Origin of the sequence: Pseudomonas sp. WS 5146 (assembly GCF_012985495.1) — a bacterium.
GTDB classification, from domain to species: Bacteria; Pseudomonadota; Gammaproteobacteria; order Pseudomonadales; family Pseudomonadaceae; genus Aquipseudomonas; species Aquipseudomonas edaphica.
Genome location: NZ_JAAQWL010000001.1, coordinates 134,025 through 151,687, shown reverse-complemented (window position 1 = coordinate 151,687; position 17,663 = coordinate 134,025). Strand labels below are relative to the sequence as shown.

Below are 17,663 nucleotides of genomic sequence, written 5' to 3'. Positions count from 1 at the left end.
GATGAAAACCTTGCGCATCGGTTCCGGCGCCGGCTACTCCGGCGACCGTATCGAGCCTGCCGTGGAACTGGCCGAACAGGGCGACCTGGATTACCTGGTGTTCGAATGCCTGGCCGAACGCACCATTGCCCTGGCGCAACAGGCGCGTATCAGCGACCCGCAGGGCGGTTACGACCCACTGCTGAGCGAGCGTATGCGCCGGGTGTTGCCATTTGTTGGCTTGAAGGGCCACCGTCGCCTGCGGGTAATTACCAATATGGGCGCGGCCAACCCCGTGGCGGCGGCCGTTGAAGTGCGGCGCATTGCCAACGAGTTGGGCCAGGACCTCAAGGTCGTGGCGGTGGTAGGCGATGACGTGCTGGATGTTTTACAGCCCGAGCAACGCCTGGATAACGGCCAGACCGTTGGCTCTTTGGGCGAGCGGCTGATATCCGCTAACGCCTACCTGGGCGTCGACGGCATCCTTGAAGCCTTGCGCGCCGATGCCGATGTGGTGATCACCGGGCGCGTGGCCGACCCGTCGCTGTTTTTGGCACCGCAGATGTTTGAGTTCGGCTGGGCTGCGGACGACTGGCAGCGGCTGGGGCGCGGCACGTTGGTCGGGCATTTGCTGGAATGCGCGGGCCAGGTCAGCGGCGGTTATTTTGCCGATCCCGGTTTCAAGGATGTGGATGAGCTGGCACGCCTGGGTTTCCCGTTGGCTGAAATCGATGCCGATGGCGAGGCTGTGATCACCAAGGTGGCGGGCTCAGGCGGGCAGGTCAGCCGTGCGACGTGCACCGAGCAGATGATCTACGAAGTACACGACCCGGCGGCTTATCTCACGCCGGACGTGACGGCAGACTTTTCTCAAGTGAGCTTTGTGGAGGAGGGCGTGGATCGCGTCCGTGTCCAAAACGCCAGTGGTCGCGCTCGGCCTGAACAGTTAAAGGTCAGCGTGGGTTACCTGGACGGATGGATCGGTGAAGGGCAGATGTCCTACGGCGGCCCAGGCGCGGTCGCACGGGCTGAGTTGGCGCGGGATATCGTACTCAAGCGCCTGGAACTGATGGGCGTAAAGATGCAAGAGCTACGCGCCGAGCTGATTGGCATGGATTCATTGCACGGCCCACGCAGCAGCGTCGAGCCCTGGGAAGTGCGTCTGCGCGTGGCCGCCCGTTGTGAAAATCGCAGCGAAGCGGTGCGGGTTGGCAATGAAGTGGAGACCCTCTACACCAATGGTCCGTCGGGCGGCGGCGGCGCGAGTAAAAGTGTGCGCCAGGTGGTGGCAGTAGCGTCGTTATTGCTGCCCCGCAGCGTGGTCAACCCGAGGATCGAAGCATGAAACTGCACACACTGGCCCATTCCCGTACCGGCGATAAGGGCGACACTTCGAACATCTCGATCATCGCCTACCGCGCCGAGGATTATCCGTTGCTGTGCGAACAGCTCACGCCCGAGCGCGTCGCCACGTTTTTTGCCGGCTTGCGTGAGCCGGGCGCAGCGCCGGTGCGGCGTTATGAATTGCCCAACGTGCAGGCGCTGAACTTCGTGCTGCCGGGGATCCTGCGCGGCGGCGTGACCCGCTCGCTGGCGCTGGACGCCCATGGCAAGTGCCTGGGGTCGGCCTTATTGGATCTGGTAATACTGACTTAATTACACAGCCAAACAAATGTGGGAGCTGGCTTGCCTGCGATAGCATCAACTCAGTCTACCTGAATCACCGAGGTGCCTGCATCGCAGGCAAGCCAGCTCCCACACAAGCCAGCTCCCACTTGGGTTCTTCAGCGGCTGTCAGACCGCGGCAAACCGCTTGTCGAGGTAATCAATGATTACCTTGGAATCATACATCCAGGTGGTCTGGCCATTCTCTTCGATACGCAGGCACGGCACTTTGATCTTGCCGCCTTGCTCCAGCAGGGTCTGGCGATCCTGTTCGTTGTTTTTCGCGTCCTTGAGCGCCACCGGCACATTCAGGCGGTGCAGGGTGCGGCGAGTCTTCACGCAAAACGGGCAGGCGTGAAACTGATACAGCGTCAGTTCCTTGGCCGCCGCGTTGACCTGTGCCTGTTGCTCGGCAGAACGCTGCTTTTTGCGCGGGCGGGTCAGGAAGTCGCCCGCGATGATGATTTGGCCGAGACCCACTCGAAGTGCTTTGACGAACATGGCTGAAAACCTCTTGCCCATGAAGAAGGGGCCGCAGCTTACCTGAATTTCGCGGGCGAAAAAAAACCGGCGATGAACGCCGGCTTTTCCTTACGCAGCCTGTTACTTGATCAGGCTGAGGAATTCGCTGCGGGTGGCCGCGTTTTCGCGGAACTCACCCAGCATCACCGAAGTGATCATCGACGAATTCTGTTTCTCCACACCGCGCATCATCATGCACATGTGCTTGGCTTCGATCACCACCGCCACGCCCAGGGCGCCAGTCACTTGCATCACTGCATCGGCGATCTGGCGGCTGAGGTTTTCCTGGATCTGCAGGCGGCGCGCATACATGTCGACAATCCGCGCAACCTTCGACAGGCCCAGCACTTTGCCGCTCGGGATATACGCCACATGCGCCTTGCCGATAAACGGCAGCAGGTGGTGTTCGCACAGCGAGTACAACTCGATGTCCTTGACCAGCACCATTTCGCTGTTGTCGGAGCTGAACAAGGCACCGTTGGTGACTTCTTCCAGCGTCTGTTCATAGCCGCGGCAAAGGTACTGCATCGCCTTGGCGGCACGCTTTGGCGTGTCGAGCAGGCCCTCGCGGGAAACGTCCTCGCCGAGCTGGCCGAGGATCGCGGTGTAATTCTGTTCCAGGGACATGAAACTACCTGTGGGATTTTCGCAAAGCGCAAGGTTACGGTGGCGGGCACATCGCTGCAAGCCTGACGATGGCACTTGTTACTCGTCGCGCCCTTCCATCATGGTGCGCTTGAGCATCACATACACCGCACCGGCGCCGCCGTGGCGGGCCTGGCAGGAGGTAAAACCGAGTACCTGGGCATGCTGGCGCAGCCAGGTATTGACGTGGCTCTTGATCATGGGACGCTTGCCGTCCAGGCGCACGGCCTTGCCGTGGGTGACGCGCACGCAGCGGATTTCGAATTTGGTCGCTTCGGCCAGGAAGGCCCAAAGGGTTTCGCGGGCTTTTTCCACGTTCATGCCGTGCAGGTCGAGGCTGCCTTCGAACGGGATCTGGCCGATCTTGAGCTTGCGCATCTGGCTTTCCTGCACGCCGTCGCGAGCCCACATCAGCTCGTCTTCGGGGCCTACGTCGATCACGAACTGGTCCGACAGGCCATCCACCGTGGTGGCGTCGGTGCGCACGGTCGCGGCCTGGCGCAACTTGGCGATCTGCGCCCGGTCGGCCTTGGGTTTACCGGTGTCGGCACGATCATGCTTGATCGGCTTGACGCCGCGCAGCTCGTTTTTGAACAGGGAAAAATCGTCGTCTTGCATGTCAGCCTCCGCGAAGGGCGGGCAGTTTACCTAAATCGCGGCGGCCAGGGCGCAGGAAACGCTATCCAAGCGCCATCAGTCGTGCTTTTTCATCAAGTGCGAAGCGATGTTCAGTGACAGCGGCTGACGCATTTTCCGACGGCTACGACGCCATAACCACACACCCAACCACAGCACCAGCAGTCCGATCACCAACAGGATAGCCGAACCGCCGGGGCTGGCATTCAACTCGCCAAGGGCCGGCGAATGACCAAACAGGCCGGCGCCACCAGCGCCGGCCAACAGCAAACCTACAATGGCCAGCAACGCGGCAAAGCCGGCTACCAGGCGCAGACGCCAATTGCTCGGGCCTTTGGGGCGCAAGCGACGAGCGTCAAAACCATCGGATATCTTCATTCCGACCTTTCCTCCAGGGTATCGGCCCTTCGACCGGAAGATACACAGGTTGTTCCGACAGCAGCGGTAAATGCGCCAAATGTGAGGGCTTTGCGGATGAGCGGGGCAATAAATACGCCGCTCATCTCAAGGGCGATCAGATCAGATCTTTGGTCAACGCGAGGGTGGCGAAGTTGTCGGCCATGATGGCCATTTCAGTTTGCTGTACGTGCTCGGCGCTCAGGATGCCACCTTTGTAAGGCAGGTCACGGGTGGCGCAGGCGTCTTCCACCAGGGTGCAGCGAAAGCCCAGGTTCTTGGCGGCGCGCACGCTGGTGCTGACACTGGAGTGGCTCATGAAACCGCAGACGATCAAGTCCAGGGAGCCGAGGTCTTGCAGGTGTTTCTCCAGGCCGGTGCCATGGAACGCGCTGGGCAGCAGTTTGCCGATGATGGTTTCATCGCCTTGGGGTTCCAGGCCAGGAATGAATTCGCCGCGCTCGCCCTGCGGGTCGAACAGGCCACCGACGGTGCCAAGGTGACGTACATGCACGATCGGGCGCCCGGCATTACGCGCGGCTGTCACAAGCTGCTTGATGTTGTCGACCGCCGCGTCCATGCCGGACAGGGCGAGTGGGCCGCTGAGGTATTCCTTCTGGGCGTCGATGATCACGAGGGTCGCATGGTTCAGGTTGGCTGCTGCGTAACCGCGACCGCTGAGTTGAAACATCGTCTTTGGAACGGACATTCTGGGGCTCCTGTGAGGGGGGCTTTTGTCACATTGTCCACTGGCTGAGCGGTTCTGTGAATCGCTACCATCGTAAGGTACGCCGTTGTTGACGTGCAGCCATGTCAAGAGGTGGGCTTGATCAGCGCAATGATGGCAATTTGAATGATTTCCGACAGATGGTGAAGGGTTTTCGTACATCGTCGGTACAGGCGAAGGCTGTTAGAATCGCCAGTCGTTTTTTCCAGGAGCTTGCCCCCGTGATTACCTCCCGCCTGCGCACGTTGCGCGACCACATCCGTTGGGCTGTCAGCCGTTTCCATGGGGAAGACCTGTTTTTTGGGCATGGCACCGACAATGCCTGGGACGAAGCCCGGCAATTGGTGCTCGGCGCCTTGCACCTGCCTTGGGAAATTGCCGACAGCTACCTGGACTGCAACCTCGAAGAAGAGGAAGTCGCCCATGTGCAGCGTTTGCTGCACAAGCGTATCCACGAGCGTGTCCCTACCGCCTACCTGTTGAAGGAAGCCTGGTTCTGCGGCATGTCGTTTATCGTCGATGAGCGCGTGTTGATCCCGCGTTCACCGATTGGCGAGTTGATCGAAAACCGCTTCGAGCCATGGCTGGCCCAGCCGCCGGCGCGCATCCTCGACCTGTGCACCGGCTCCGGTTGCATCGGCATCGCCTGTGCCTACGAGTTCCAGGACGCCGAAGTGGTGCTGGGCGACTTGTCCTTCGAAGCCTTGGAAGTGGCTAACCAGAACATTGAGCGTCATGGTGTCGATGAACGCGTCTACACCGTGCAGGGCGACGGCTTCGATGGCCTGCCGGGCCAGCGTTTTGACTTGATCGTGTCCAACCCGCCGTACGTGGATGCCGAAGACTTCGCCGACATGCCGGATGAGTACCAGCACGAGCCGGAGCTGGGCCTGGCCTGCGGCGACGATGGTCTGAACCTGGTGCGACGCATGCTGGCCGAGGCCGCCGACCACCTGACCGAGAAGGGCTTGCTGATTGTTGAAGTCGGCAACAGCCAAGTGCACGTCGAGGCGCTGTACCCGGAAGTCGACTTTGCCTGGCTGGACTTCCAGCGCGGCGGGCACGGTGTGTTCATGCTGACGGCTGAGCAGTGCCGGGCGCATCAGGCGGTGTTTGCGGCGCGGGTTTAACTTCATTCCGCAATAGGAACGCGATCAGTGTGGGAGCCGACAAGCCAGCTCCCACATTTGGAATGCATTCCAACCTTTCAGCGGTGTGTCGCAATCCAGATCAACAGCCCTGCCTGAAACACCGTAAACGCCACCAGGCACGTAATGGTAAAGCGCAGCCCACTGTCCTCGCGCTTGAACTTGGTGACCTTTTCTTCTTCCTTGCGCAGCTTCACTTCCTGCTCGGCCAGGTTCTGCTCGGCCTGCTGCAGCATTTGCGCAGCTTCGAGGATCTCCACGTACTGCACCTTCTCGGTGTTCCAGCTGTCCAGCACTTCGCTGACTTTGCCGGGTTGCACGTTCCCTTTGAGGTGCTGCACATCGGCGTAGGCCACATCAAAACCCTGGATGCGCAGGAAATGATCGCGACGCAGGCGCGTGGCTTCGTTGAGTGCATCCTTGTTGGCGAGGTCCACGCCGTCTACGCGGTAATGTGACCACTTCTTTTTCGCCCACGCGGCGGCCTGTGCCACCAGAAAGCGTCCCAGGCCACGGTTGGCCGGTTCAATTTCCAGGCTGTTACCCGGGCCGAAGTGCACACGGTGCGTCTCGTGATCGACCCAGATATCCAGGTGGTTCTGCTCGCGGCGCACACGTTGGCCGGGCAACTGGATCACCATGCGTAACAGGCTGTGTTTCTTGTCATGGCGTTCGGTATAGCCAAACTGTACGAACCGCAGCGGCCGTGCGCCGGTGGCACGATCAGTGGCCAGGGGCGCCAGGCGCAGCATCTTGAAGTGTTCGGCCTGAACGTCCGCCCACGGCAGGGCCGCGGCCTCGACAGCCTCGGGTTTTTCGGCCGGGGTGTCGGCGGTAGATTCGGGTGTTGCTTCGGTGGTAGTCATGCGGCGCGATCCTGTCCAAGCCCGGCGAGCCGACAGTCTTTTTACTGTCGACTCTGGGCTTATCGGCCGTTTTATTCAGGACTGGAGGCAAATAATCGCTTAACGGGGTTGAAGTCCGTCGATAAAGCGCACGATGCGTTGGCCCAGCTCGGCGGCGAGGGGCAGTTTGGGGTCGTTGTACGACTCAAGCTGTTCCTTTACATCCTTGGGCACGATGCGCATCACGTGGTTCATGCCTTGAATCACGCTCAGTTGCGCGTCGGGCTTGGCCGCTTGCAACTGCTGGGCATCCGCCACGCCGACCTGGATATCGTTGGTGCCCTGGATGATCAGAGCCGGCATGTTCAGTTTGGCGAAGGCGGCCGACGGGTCGGCACGAAACAGGCTGATCAGGTACGGCTGCACACTGGGGCGGAAAATGCCTTCCAGCGGGCGCGGTACATCGGCATCCACTTGGCCGGCCTTAAGGTGGTCGAGAATTTCATTGCTGCGCAGCAACAGGGCAGGGGGCAGATGATCGGCCAGTTGCTGGCGGATCACCTGGTCCACCGGCCGGGCGCTGCCGGACAGCGAAATAACCCCGGCCGGGTCGAGTTGCGGCGCGGCGAGGGTGGCGACCAGCGCACCTTCGCTATGGCCCAGCACGATCAACTGGCCCATGCGGCTGTCGGCCTTGAGCAGCTTGCCCCAGGCCACCGCATCGGCCACATAGGCGTCCAGGGTGAGGTTGCGTTCGTCGGGGGTGGCGGCCAGGCTCGCGGCCACGCCGCGTTTGTCGTAGCGCACGCTGGCGATGTTATTGCGCGCCAGCACCCAGGCCAGGCGCTTGAGGCTGTCGTTGCGCGCACCATCGGCGCTGTTGCCGTTGCGGTCGGTGGGGCCGGAGCCGGCGATGATCAGCACCACGGGCACGGGCTTGTCGGATTTTGGCAGCAGAAGCGAACCAAACAGCTCGCCGCTGCCGGTGTCCAGGCTGATCGGCCGTTGCAGCACGACGGGGGAGGCGGCGAAGCCAAGGCTGGAAAACAGGGTAAGGGTCAAAAGCAAAACTCGCAGCATCATCACGCCATCATCAGGAAGGTGCCGGTTGGACCAACGTCTACCGGTAAGGTTTCGAGGATGAACTACTCGGTTAGCCTGCGTATACTGGCTGCCTTAAGTTATTACGGTTGAGTTGATTCAACTGATTTCACGGAGCGCCCTGCATGTCCGGCAATACCTTCGGCAAGCTGTTCACTGTCACCACCGCGGGCGAAAGCCATGGCCCGGCGTTGGTCGCCATTGTCGACGGCTGCCCGCCAGGCCTCGAGTTGTCTCTGGAAGACCTGCAGCGTGACCTCGACCGCCGCAAGCCCGGCACCAGCCGCCATACTACCCAGCGCCAGGAGCCCGACGAAGTCGAGATTCTTTCCGGCGTGTTCGAAGGTCGCACCACCGGCTGCGCCATTGGCCTGTTGATCCGCAACACCGACCAGAAGTCCAAGGACTACTCGGCGATCAAGGACCTGTTCCGCCCGGCCCACGCCGACTACACCTACCACCACAAATACGGTGAGCGCGACTACCGTGGCGGTGGCCGCAGCTCGGCGCGTGAAACCGCCATGCGCGTGGCCGCCGGTGCCATCGCCAAGAAATACCTGGCCACCCAGGGCATCGTGATCCGTGGCTACATGAGCCAATTGGGCCCGATTGAGATCCCGTTCAAGACCTGGGACAGCGTCGACGACAACGCCTTCTTCAGCCCCGACCCGGACAAGGTGCCGGAACTGGAAGCCTATATGGACCAGTTGCGCCGCGATCAGGATTCGGTGGGTGCCAGGATTACCGTGGTCGCCGAAGGCGTCAAACCGGGCCTGGGCGAGCCGATCTTCGACCGCCTCGACGCCGAGCTGGCCCACGCGCTGATGAGCATCAATGCGGTCAAGGGCGTGGAGATCGGCGCCGGTTTTGCCTGTGTCGCCCAGCGCGGCACCGAGCATCGCGATGAAATGACGCCGCAAGGTTTCCTCAGCAATAACGCGGGCGGCATCCTCGGCGGTATTTCCTCCGGCCAGCCGATTGTTGCGCACCTGGCGCTCAAGGCCACGTCGAGCATCACCACGCCGGGCCGTTCGATCGATGTGCATGGCAACCCGGTGGACGTGATCACCAAGGGCCGCCACGACCCGTGCGTGGGCATCCGCGCCACGCCGATTGCCGAGGCGATGATGGCCATCGTGTTGATGGACCACCTGCTGCGCAACCGTGGGCAAAACGCCGATGTGCAGGTGAGTACGCCGGTGTTGGGCCAGCTGTGACGGTGTGTGGCGAGCGAGCTTGCTGTGGCGAGGGAGCTTGCTCCCGCTGGGCTGCGCAGCAGCCCCCCACAATATGACGCAAAGCCTCCCATACTGGCGCCTCTCCAGCTTCTACCTCTTCTACTTCGCCCTGCTCGGGGCGACGGCGCCGTTCCTGGCGCTGTACTTCGACCACCTGGGGTTCTCCAGCGCGCGTATCGGCGAGCTGGTGGCCATCCCCATGCTGATGCGCTGCGTGGCGCCCAACCTGTGGGGCTGGCTCGGCGACTACACCGGCCGGCGCCTGGCCATCGTGCGTTTTGGCGCGGTGTGTACCCTGGCGAGTTTCTCGCTGATCTTCTTCAGCAAAACCTACGCCTGGCTGGCCCTGGTGATGGCACTGCATGCGTTCTTCTGGCACGCGGTGTTGCCGCAGTTTGAAGTGATCACGCTTGCGCACCTGCAAAAGCAAACCGCGCGCTACAGCCAGATCCGCCTGTGGGGCTCCATCGGTTTTATCCTCACCGTGGTGATCATGGGCCGCCTGTTCGACGGGCTGAGCCTGGACATTTACCCGGTGGTGGTCGTGGTGATCATGGCCGGCATTATTGGCGCCAGCCTGTGGGTGCCGAACGCGCAGCCCGCCGTCCAGGGCAATCGCCTGGCCGGTGACGGTTTCCTCAAGCAATTGCGCAGCCCCGGCGTACTGGCGTTTTATGCCTGCGTGGCCTTGATGCAAATGAGCCATGGCCCGTATTACACCTTCCTGACCCTGCACCTTGAACATTTGGGTTATAGCCGTGGCGTGATCGGCATGCTGTGGGCGCTGGGTGTGGTCGCGGAGGTGCTGATGTTCCTGGCCATGAGCCGGATCCTGACGCGTTTTTCGGTGCGGCGGGTGCTGCTGGCCAGTTTCGTGTTGGCGGCTATCCGCTGGTTGCTGCTGGGGTCATTCGCTGAAATCTTCTGGGTATTGCTGCTGGCGCAAGTGCTGCACGCCGCCACGTTCGCCAGCTTTCATGCGGCCGCCATCGCCTTTGTACAACGCAGTTTCGGCGCCAGACAACAAGGCCAGGGCCAGGCGCTGTATGCCGCGCTGGCCGGCACCGGGGGCGCGTTGGGCGCCCTTTACGCCGGCTACAGCTGGAACCTGTTGGGGCCGACCCTGACCTTCAGCATCGCCAGCGTCGCCGCCCTGGCCGCCGCCATTATCATTGGCCTTCGATTGCAAGAACCGACTACAGGAACCGAGCAATGAGTTATGTCGCTGTTTACGCTGCCGCCACACCGGATACCCCGAACAAGGTCCTGACCCATTTCGACGATATCGTCTCGACGCTGGCCGACCACGGTGTGCGTTTTGCGCGCTGGCAGCCGGCGCCGATTGAGAAGGGCGCCAGCGACGCAGACATGATCGCCGCGTACCAGCCGCAGATCGACGCCCTTGGCTACGCCGCCGTGGAGGTGCTTAGGGCGGCGGGCGATCTGGCACAGAACATTGAACTGCGTGCGCAATTCCTCAGTGAACGCCGCTACAGCGAAGACGAAGTGCGTTTCTTCGTCGCAGGCCAGGGCCTGTTCAACGTGCACGTGGGCGACTATGTGTATGCCGTACGTTGTGAGAAAAATGACCTGCTGGTGATTCCGGCCGGCGTGCCGCATTGGTTCGACATGGGCGAGAACCCGCACTTTGTCACCTTGCGTTTGTTCAACACAGCTAAAGGCTGTGAGCCTCAACTCACCGGCGATACTATTGCCGATGGCTTCCCGGGCTTGGACGACTAAGCACAGATATTTAAATGTTCAACCCAGGCAAGTTGGAAGTTGTTGTGGGAATAAGCCTGATTATCTGTAAGGCGTAGCTGTTTCTGCTGCGCCCTGTGCTTTCAATCCATTCGTTATGTAACTCTCTGCAGACTCGATGTTTATATCACCTGTCAATAGCAGGAATCCGAAAGGTGATAGGGCATCCACTACAAAAGGAGAGAGCACAATGAGTGGCCCAGAACAGTCGTGTCGCACGCCGGTGGACGCGCCGATGACCGTTAGAAGACGTCTGAGCCTGGGCGGCAAGCCCCTCACCCCGACAGAGCTGGAAATTTTGCGCTGGGCCTCGGAAGGCAAGACCGTCTGGGAAATCAGTCAGATCCGGGCAACCTCTGAAGCCACGGTGAAATTCCATCTGCGCAATATCTACGGCAAGCTGGAAGTCACCAACCGCGTACAGGCGATGAATGAGGCCAGCCGACAAGGCTTGTGCTGAAGCCACACAAAAAAGGGCCGCGACGCCTGTAAGCGTCGCGGCCCTTTTTGGTTATCGCTGGTTTATGCCGAGTGGTAGGTCGGCAGGGCAAAGCGGTTCTGGCTTTGCAGCATCGAAATCTGTGGCAGCTCACTGGCTTGTTCGGCCAGGTCGCGGCGGATCGCGCTGATCACCCAGGTCAGTTGGTCAGCGGTGTGCAGCTGTTGATACGAGATCGAACGCTTGACCTGTTTGCCTTCGCTGTTGCGCAGGGTCAGCAGGATACCGCCGTCTGGACGTGGCTGAGTGGTGACGTCGTATTGGGAGAATACAGAAGCGAATTTATCTTGGATCAGGCTCATGTCTATCAGCTCCGTTGGCTCAAGTTGGCAAGCATGGAGAGATAGGTGCAGTGATTGTGCCAGTATTGGATATCTGAAAAAGTCGTTATAAATCAATTAGTTAAAAATTTTACAGATTTTCGGTTTCGTGCAATTTGCATGAATGGCCATCGTGCATCCTGCATTTTGCGTTATTCGCGCCAGCTGTTTCAGGTCAGCCTCGAAGACAAAGACCGCCTCGGTTGGGCAAAATTCCTTTTCGGTGGAAGCCGACTCGGGATACAAAACTTTTCAAATCCCGCATGTACAGTCAAAGAATGGCAGGCGTATTTTCCCGCATGGCATTCGGCATCTGCCTACAGGGCTGCCGCTATGTCTGGATCATACGAAGAATAAGAAAAAGGACGTTCCGCCATGAGCCATCAGCAAGACGACATGATCACGTGGGGCAAGCTCTTACGTAAGGTGCCTGCGATTGTTCGAGCTTTGCCACGCGTAGTGCGTGGCATGCGTGCCGCGAATGTCACCGACCCCGCGCAGCCTTGCGGCCTCGGTTGGCACTTTGAACAGGCTGCGTTGCGCAACCCCGACGGCGCGGCGTTGTTGTACGGCGACAGCGTGCTCAGCTACCGCGAAGCCAACCAGCGCGCCAATCGCATGGCTCATTACCTTCAAGCGCAGGGCATCGGCAAGGGTGATGTGGTCGCGCTGTTTATTGAAAATCGCCCGGAACTGCTCCTCAGCGTACTGGCCGTGGCCAAGCTGGGCGGTATCTGCGCCATGCTCAACACCGCGCAAACCCAGGCGGCGCTGGTGCACAGCCTGAACCTGGTGAACCCGGCGGCGATCGTGGCAGGTGCAGAATTGGTAGACGCCTATGCGGCGGTGCGCGAGCAAGTGTCGATTGCGGCCGAACGCAGCTGGTTTGTGGCGGATCAGTCCTCAAACGCGGTGCCGCAGGGCTACACCGACCTGATGGCCGCCAGCGCTGACAGCCCGGTGGACAACCCTGCCAGCAGCGGACAAATCTTCTTCAACGACCCCTGCTTCTATATCTACACCTCCGGCACTACCGGTTTGCCCAAGGCCGGCATCATGAAGCACGGGCGCTGGACCAAGACGGCGGTGAGTTTCGGCAGCATCGCCCTCGACATGGGGCCGCACGACGTTCTGTATTGCACTTTGCCGCTGTACCACGCCACGGGCCTGTGCGTGTGCTGGGGTTCGGCGATTATCGGCGCATCGGGTTTCGCCATCCGGCGTAAATTCAGCGCCAGCCAGTTCTGGGACGATGCGCGCAAATTCAACGCAACCACCCTGGGGTATGTCGGTGAACTGTGCCGCTACCTGCTGGACCAACCGCCCAGTGCGCAGGATCGCGACAATAAAGTCACCAAGATGGTCGGCAATGGCTTGCGTCCCGGTGTCTGGGCGCAGTTCAAGCAGCGTTATGGCGTCGAGCACATCTGCGAGCTGTATGCCGCCAGCGACGGCAACATCGGTTTTACCAATGTGCTGAATTTCGATAACACCATCGGCTTTTGCCTGCAGCATTGGGCGCTGGTGGAGTACTCCCACGAAACCGGTGAGCCGCTGCGTGGCAGCGATGGTTTCCTGCGTAAGGTGCAAACTGGCGGGCAGGGCTTGCTGCTGGCCAGGATCGATGAAAAGTCGCCGTTCGACGGCTACACCGACCCGGAAAAGAACCGCAAGGTGGTGCTCACGGACGTGTTCGAGAAGGGTGACCGCTACTTCAATACTGGCGACTTGCTACGCAGTATTGGCTTTGGCCATGCGCAATTTGTCGACCGACTGGGCGATACGTACCGTTGGAAGGGCGAAAACGTCTCCACCACCGAAGTGGAAAACGTGTTGCTGCAGCACCCGCAGATCGCCGAAGTGGTGGCCTATGGCGTCGAGATCGAGAACACCAATGGCCGCGCAGGCATGGTCGCCATCACGCCAAGCGAGTCCTTGGCGGCCCTGGACATGCGTGAGCTGTTGCAGTTTGCCCACGGCCAGTTGCCGCACTATGCGGTGCCGTTGTTTTTGCGCATCAAGGTCAAGATGGAAACCACTGGCACCTTCAAATACCAGAAGGTCAAGCTCAAGGAGGAAGCCTTCGACCCGGACAAGGCCGGTAACGACCCGGTGTACGCGTGGCTGCCCGGCTCCGACAGTTATGTACCGGTCACCGGGCTATTACTGGCGCAGATCCAGGGCGGGCAGTTCCGTTATTGATTCTGGCTATGAATGCTTTTGACAAAAAAGCCATGACAGCGGGGAACTCCCTCGCGACACTGAGCGCCTTATACACATTCGCAGACAAGGAGCCCCCGCATGTCAGACCAGCCCAAACAAATGACCGACGATGAAGCCGCCGAATTCGCCGAGCAGGTTTTTGATGTGGCCCGCAAAGGCGATGCAGCGATGCTGGCTGCGCTGCTGGCCAAAGGCTTGCCGGCCAATTTTCGTAATCACAACGGCGACACCTTATTGATGCTCGCTGCCTACCACGGCCATGTCGAAGCGGTAAAAGTGTTGCTCGAGTTCAAAGCCGACCCACTGATTGCCAACGACAAAAATCAGCTGCCGATCGCCGGTGCAGCGTTCAAAGGCAACCTGCCGGTGGTGAAGGCGTTGATCGACGGCGGCGCGCCGGTGGATGCAACCTCCCCGGACGGGCGCACAGCGCTGATGCTGGCCGCTATGTTCAACCGCGTTGAAATGGTCGACTACCTGCTCGGCCAGGGCGCCAACCCCAAGGCCGTCGATGCCCAGGGCGCGACCGCGCTGGCTGCCGCGCAAACCATGGGCGCGGCGGATACGGCGGCACGGTTGCAGAAACTGGTGTAGGCTACGCGCCCTCAAAAACCAGCCCGCCACAGGACCTTCCCATGCAAACCGCCCTCGTCGAACTTATCAGCAAAATCAGCGCCGGCGTCATGGGCGAGGACGAGGTGGCGCGCATCGCCACAGAAGCCGCCCAAGCCTACGCGGACCCGGTGGCGTTTCTGGCGGCGAACCCGGATATCAACTACGACGACACGTTCCCTATCCCTCTGGGTGAGTGGGTAGTGGTTGGCAGCCTGCCGGACACGGTGCTGTTCCAGGCCGACACCTATGGCGATCTGTTCGCGCAGATCGTCGCCTCGTTCGGCCCGGGCGTGGCGTTCAACCTCAAGCCCAAGCAGTTGGCCAAGACCGAAGACCTCACCGCGCTGAACCGCATCCAGATCCAGATGAGCGCGTTGAGCCCCGAAGATGGCGGCTATGTGTTGCTTAACTTCAGCCAATTGCTCGATGACGAGATCCAGGCGGTGCTGGTGTACGGCAATGACCTGCCGCGCGTGTTGCAACTGTGCGCCGAAGTGGGGATCAAGGCCGAGCCGTCACTGGAAGCCTTGAAAGTCGCTGTGCACGTCTGAAATAAAACGGAACCCAGGCAAACGCTGACTATCCTACAAGTGCATGCCCTCACTTAGGAGCGACACCATGGGTTCCACTTTCAACGGTCTTATCGGCCTGATCATCCTGGCGCTGGATATCTGGGCGATCATCAACGTGTTCAAAAGTGGCGCCAGCACCGGCGCCAAAGTGCTGTGGATCCTGCTGATCCTGTTGCTGCCGGTACTGGGCCTGATTATCTGGGCGATTGCCGGGCCGCGCGGTAACGTGCGGATCTGATCGTTCGCCCACTCCATCTAGAGTGGGCACAGTCAATGTGGGAGCGGGCTTGCCCGCGATAGCGGTGTATCAGTATCAGATGTTTTGACTGACACACTGCAATCGCGGGCAAACCCGCTCCCACATTGGTTTCCAGCGTACTCAGGATTTTGTGTGTCGAAACTATTCGCTGCACACAATTTTCACATCTTTTCCAAGACAATTCGGCGGTTTTACGGCTCTCCCAAGGCTCTAACTCACGTACCATTAAAGGCCGGGCCACGGCGCACGTTCAGTAATTAATAGCGTTGATGCCATTGATCGGGCACCATTTGCGCCACCGCGTTAACCGCCTACCCCAGCCAGCCTGGGCGAGGGACGGACGCCACTGCATAATTTCGAAACTTAAACTTCCAATGGGTCCTAGAACGACATGGCAAACCCGGACGCCCTGAGTCAGCAGCGAGCTTCTAATCGCTTGCTGCAACCGACCGTCAAATCCCATCTGGCATACACGCTGCTTTGCGCGCTGGTCATGATGGTGATGTTCTCCCTGCTGCGCCTGGCGCTGCTGGTCTACAACCGCGAGATGATCCTCGACACGCCGGCCTCGACCTTCCTCGAAGCCTTCGTCAACGGCACGCGCTTCGACATCCGCTTTGTGATGTACGCACTGGTTCCGCTGCTGCTGGCCTTGTTCAGCGTACGGGCCATGGCGGCGCGCGGGTTCTTCCGTTTTTGGCTGACCATCGCGTCCAGCATTGCCCTGTTCCTGGGCCTGATGGAGATGGACTTCTACCGCGAGTTTCACCAGCGGCTCAACGGCCTGGTCTTCCAATACGTGAAGGAAGACCCGAAAACCGTGATGAGCATGCTCTGGTACGGTTTCCCGGTGGTGCGCTACCTGCTGGCCTGGGCCGTAGGCACGCTGATCCTGAGCATCGCCTTCAAGGGCGCCGACCGTGCGACACGCCCACGTGGTCCGTTCAGCGGCGGCACCGTCGGCACTCGCCAGGTTGCTCCGTGGTACAGCCGCATTGCGGTGTTCGTGGTGTGCCTGCTGATCGCCGTGGTCGCCATTCGTGGCACCCTGCGCCAAGGCCCGCCGCTGCGCTGGGGTGATGTCTACACCACCGACTCGAACTTCGCCAACCAGTTGGGCTTGAACGGCACCCTGTCGTTGATCGCCGCAGCCAAGTCGCGCTTCTCCGAAGAGCGCTCGAATATCTGGAAAGCCACGCTGGACCAGCCGCAGGCTACCCAGACCGTGCGTGACATGCTGGTGTTGCCGCAAGAGAAACTGGTGGATACCGACACCGCCGCCGTGCGCCGTGACTACACGCCACCGGCCGAGAAAACCCTGCCGATCAAGAACGTCGTGGTGATCCTGATGGAAAGCTTCGCCGGTCACTCGGTCGGCGCACTGGGCCGCCCAGGCAACATCACGCCGTACTTCGACAAACTGTCCAAGGAAGGCCTGTTGTTCGACCGTTTCTTCTCCAACGGCACCCACACCCATCAGGGTATGTTCGCCACCATGGCGTGCTTCCCGAACCTGCCGGGTTTCGAATACCTGATGCAGACCCCGGAAGGCAGCCACAAGCTGTCGGGCCTGCCGCAGTTGCTCAGCGCGCGCAAGTTTGACGACGTGTATGTCTACAACGGCGATTTCGCCTGGGACAACCAGTCGGGCTTCTTCAGCAACCAGGGCATGACCAACTTCATCGGGCGCAACGACTTCGTTAACCCGGTGTTCTCCGACCCGACGTGGGGCGTGTCCGACCAGGACATGTTCAACCGTGGCCTGGAAGAATTGAAGGCCCGCGAAGGCGGCAAGCCGTTCTACGCCCTGCTGCAAACCCTGTCCAACCACACGCCGTATGCGTTGCCGACGCCCTTGCCGGTCGAGAAAGTCACCGACCGTGGCAGCCTCAACGAGCATTTGACGGCCATGCGTTACTCCGACTGGGCCTTGGGCCAGTTCTTTGAAAAGGCGCGTAAAGAGCCGTACTTCAAGGAAACCCTGTTCGTGATCGTGGGTGACCACGGTTTTGGTAATGAACAGCAGATCACCGAGATGGACCTGGGCCGCTTCAACGTACCGATGCTGATGATTGCACCGGGCATGCAGGAGAAGTTCGGCGAGCGTGACCACACCGTGGGTACCCAGATCGACATCGTGCCGACCATCATGGGCCGCCTGGGTGGCGACACCTTGCACCAGTGCTGGGGCCGCGACTTGTTGAACCTGCCGGAAGGCGACAAGGGCTTTGGCGTGATCAAACCGTCGGGCAGCGACCAGACCGTCGCCCTGGTCACTGCTGACCGCATCCTGGTACTGCCTAAAGAGATGCCACCGAAACTGTGGGAATACGAACTGGGCGCTAACCCGACCGGTAAGGTGATTCCTGAATCGCCGGACGAAGCCGCGCTGAAACAGAAACTTGAGTCGTTCCTGCAGACGGCCACCAAGAGCCTGTTGGATAACACCGCCGGTGTGATCGACGGCAAGCCGGACTAATAATCCGGGCATAAAAAAAGAGGCCTTCTAGAA

General features: G+C 60.4%; 20 protein-coding genes. 12 read left to right on the top strand and 8 right to left on the bottom strand.

The genetic code is table 11. From position 1 onward, the window contains the following. Window position 1: 1 nt before the first annotated feature. A complete protein-coding gene (locus HBO41_RS00640; protein ID WP_169984790.1) occupies window positions 2–1,324 on the top strand; it encodes an acyclic terpene utilization AtuA family protein in 1,323 nt (440 codons plus the stop codon). Further along, window positions 1,321–1,635 carry a hypothetical protein gene (locus HBO41_RS00635; protein WP_017137835.1) on the top strand — a complete coding sequence of 105 codons (315 nt, stop codon included), beginning with the start codon at window positions 1,321–1,323 and terminating at the stop codon, window positions 1,633–1,635. Before HBO41_RS00640 ends, HBO41_RS00635 begins: the two co-directional genes overlap by 4 nt. A 138-nt stretch (window positions 1,636–1,773) precedes the next feature. Here HBO41_RS00635 and HBO41_RS00630 read toward each other — a convergent pair whose 3' ends face one another. From HBO41_RS00630 to HBO41_RS00610, 5 genes are all read right to left on the bottom strand, one after another. After that, window positions 1,774–2,145, bottom strand: coding sequence for a glutathione S-transferase N-terminal domain-containing protein (locus tag HBO41_RS00630; protein ID WP_017137834.1), 372 nt, complete (start codon window positions 2,143–2,145; stop codon window positions 1,774–1,776). Window positions 2,146–2,247: 102 nt separating this feature from the next. Beyond that, on the bottom strand, window positions 2,248–2,793 hold the full coding sequence (folE, locus tag HBO41_RS00625; RefSeq protein WP_003442011.1) for a GTP cyclohydrolase I FolE: 546 nt from the start codon (window positions 2,791–2,793) through the stop codon (window positions 2,248–2,250). Between the two features lie 78 nt (window positions 2,794–2,871). Then, a complete protein-coding gene (locus HBO41_RS00620; protein ID WP_017137833.1) occupies window positions 2,872–3,429 on the bottom strand; it encodes a Smr/MutS family protein in 558 nt (185 codons plus the stop codon). 75 nt (window positions 3,430–3,504) lie between these two features. Continuing rightward, window positions 3,505–3,825 (bottom strand): hypothetical protein, encoded by a 321-nt coding sequence (locus HBO41_RS00615; RefSeq protein WP_056861118.1) that lies wholly within the window; start codon window positions 3,823–3,825, stop codon window positions 3,505–3,507. A 136-nt stretch (window positions 3,826–3,961) separates the two neighbouring features. Beyond that, a complete protein-coding gene (locus tag HBO41_RS00610) occupies window positions 3,962–4,552 on the bottom strand; it encodes a cysteine hydrolase family protein (RefSeq protein ID WP_017137831.1) in 591 nt (196 codons plus the stop codon). Between the two features lie 239 nt (window positions 4,553–4,791). On the opposite strand from HBO41_RS00610, the gene prmB reads away from it, so the two are divergent. After that, window positions 4,792–5,700 carry a 50S ribosomal protein L3 N(5)-glutamine methyltransferase gene (gene prmB / locus HBO41_RS00605; RefSeq protein WP_058420625.1) on the top strand — a complete coding sequence of 303 codons (909 nt, stop codon included), beginning with the start codon at window positions 4,792–4,794 and terminating at the stop codon, window positions 5,698–5,700. A 77-nt stretch (window positions 5,701–5,777) separates the two neighbouring features. On the opposite strand, the gene HBO41_RS00600 is transcribed toward prmB, so the two are convergent. Beyond that, window positions 5,778–6,584 (bottom strand): hypothetical protein, encoded by an 807-nt coding sequence (locus HBO41_RS00600; protein WP_138452752.1) that lies wholly within the window; start codon window positions 6,582–6,584, stop codon window positions 5,778–5,780. 99 nt (window positions 6,585–6,683) lie between these two features. Continuing rightward, on the bottom strand, window positions 6,684–7,646 hold the full coding sequence (locus HBO41_RS00595; RefSeq protein ID WP_099548921.1) for an alpha/beta hydrolase: 963 nt from the start codon (window positions 7,644–7,646) through the stop codon (window positions 6,684–6,686). A 143-nt stretch (window positions 7,647–7,789) separates the two neighbouring features. Here HBO41_RS00595 and aroC point away from each other — a divergent pair, with 143 nt between their 5' ends. From aroC to HBO41_RS00575, 4 genes are all read left to right on the top strand, one after another. Then, window positions 7,790–8,881, top strand: a complete 1,092-nt coding sequence (gene aroC, locus HBO41_RS00590) for a chorismate synthase (protein ID WP_099548922.1) — start codon at window positions 7,790–7,792, stop codon at window positions 8,879–8,881. A gap of 73 nt (window positions 8,882–8,954) precedes the next feature. Then, window positions 8,955–10,118, top strand: coding sequence for an MFS transporter (locus HBO41_RS00585; RefSeq protein WP_017137826.1), 1,164 nt, complete (start codon window positions 8,955–8,957; stop codon window positions 10,116–10,118). Next, window positions 10,115–10,645 carry an acireductone dioxygenase gene (locus tag HBO41_RS00580; RefSeq protein WP_169984788.1) on the top strand — a complete coding sequence of 177 codons (531 nt, stop codon included), beginning with the start codon at window positions 10,115–10,117 and terminating at the stop codon, window positions 10,643–10,645. The genes HBO41_RS00585 and HBO41_RS00580 overlap by 4 nt, the downstream gene beginning before the upstream one ends. Before the next feature lie 208 nt (window positions 10,646–10,853). Next, window positions 10,854–11,123 (top strand): response regulator transcription factor, encoded by a 270-nt coding sequence (locus tag HBO41_RS00575; protein WP_017137824.1) that lies wholly within the window; start codon window positions 10,854–10,856, stop codon window positions 11,121–11,123. Window positions 11,124–11,185: 62 nt separating this feature from the next. On the opposite strand, the gene HBO41_RS00570 is transcribed toward HBO41_RS00575, so the two are convergent. Then, on the bottom strand, window positions 11,186–11,464 hold the full coding sequence (locus HBO41_RS00570) for a DUF3509 domain-containing protein (RefSeq protein WP_016970113.1): 279 nt from the start codon (window positions 11,462–11,464) through the stop codon (window positions 11,186–11,188). Window positions 11,465–11,857: 393 nt separating this feature from the next. On the opposite strand from HBO41_RS00570, the gene HBO41_RS00565 reads away from it, so the two are divergent. The 5 genes from HBO41_RS00565 to HBO41_RS00545 all read left to right on the top strand — a co-directional run bounded on the left by HBO41_RS00565 (window position 11,858) and on the right by HBO41_RS00545 (window position 17,630). After that, window positions 11,858–13,684, top strand: a complete 1,827-nt coding sequence (locus tag HBO41_RS00565; protein ID WP_099548924.1) for a long-chain-acyl-CoA synthetase — start codon at window positions 11,858–11,860, stop codon at window positions 13,682–13,684. Between the two features lie 99 nt (window positions 13,685–13,783). Beyond that, window positions 13,784–14,299, top strand: coding sequence for an ankyrin repeat domain-containing protein (locus HBO41_RS00560; RefSeq protein WP_017137822.1), 516 nt, complete (start codon window positions 13,784–13,786; stop codon window positions 14,297–14,299). A gap of 41 nt (window positions 14,300–14,340) precedes the next feature. Then, window positions 14,341–14,871 (top strand): hypothetical protein, encoded by a 531-nt coding sequence (locus HBO41_RS00555; RefSeq protein ID WP_017137821.1) that lies wholly within the window; start codon window positions 14,341–14,343, stop codon window positions 14,869–14,871. 67 nt (window positions 14,872–14,938) lie between these two features. Beyond that, window positions 14,939–15,130 (top strand): PLDc N-terminal domain-containing protein, encoded by a 192-nt coding sequence (locus tag HBO41_RS00550; RefSeq protein ID WP_003172956.1) that lies wholly within the window; start codon window positions 14,939–14,941, stop codon window positions 15,128–15,130. A gap of 412 nt (window positions 15,131–15,542) precedes the next feature. Continuing rightward, the gene (locus HBO41_RS00545) at window positions 15,543–17,630 is read left to right on the top strand and encodes an LTA synthase family protein (protein ID WP_017137820.1); all 2,088 of its coding nucleotides are present in this window, start codon (window positions 15,543–15,545) and stop codon (window positions 17,628–17,630) included. Window positions 17,631–17,663: the final 33 nt, after the last annotated feature.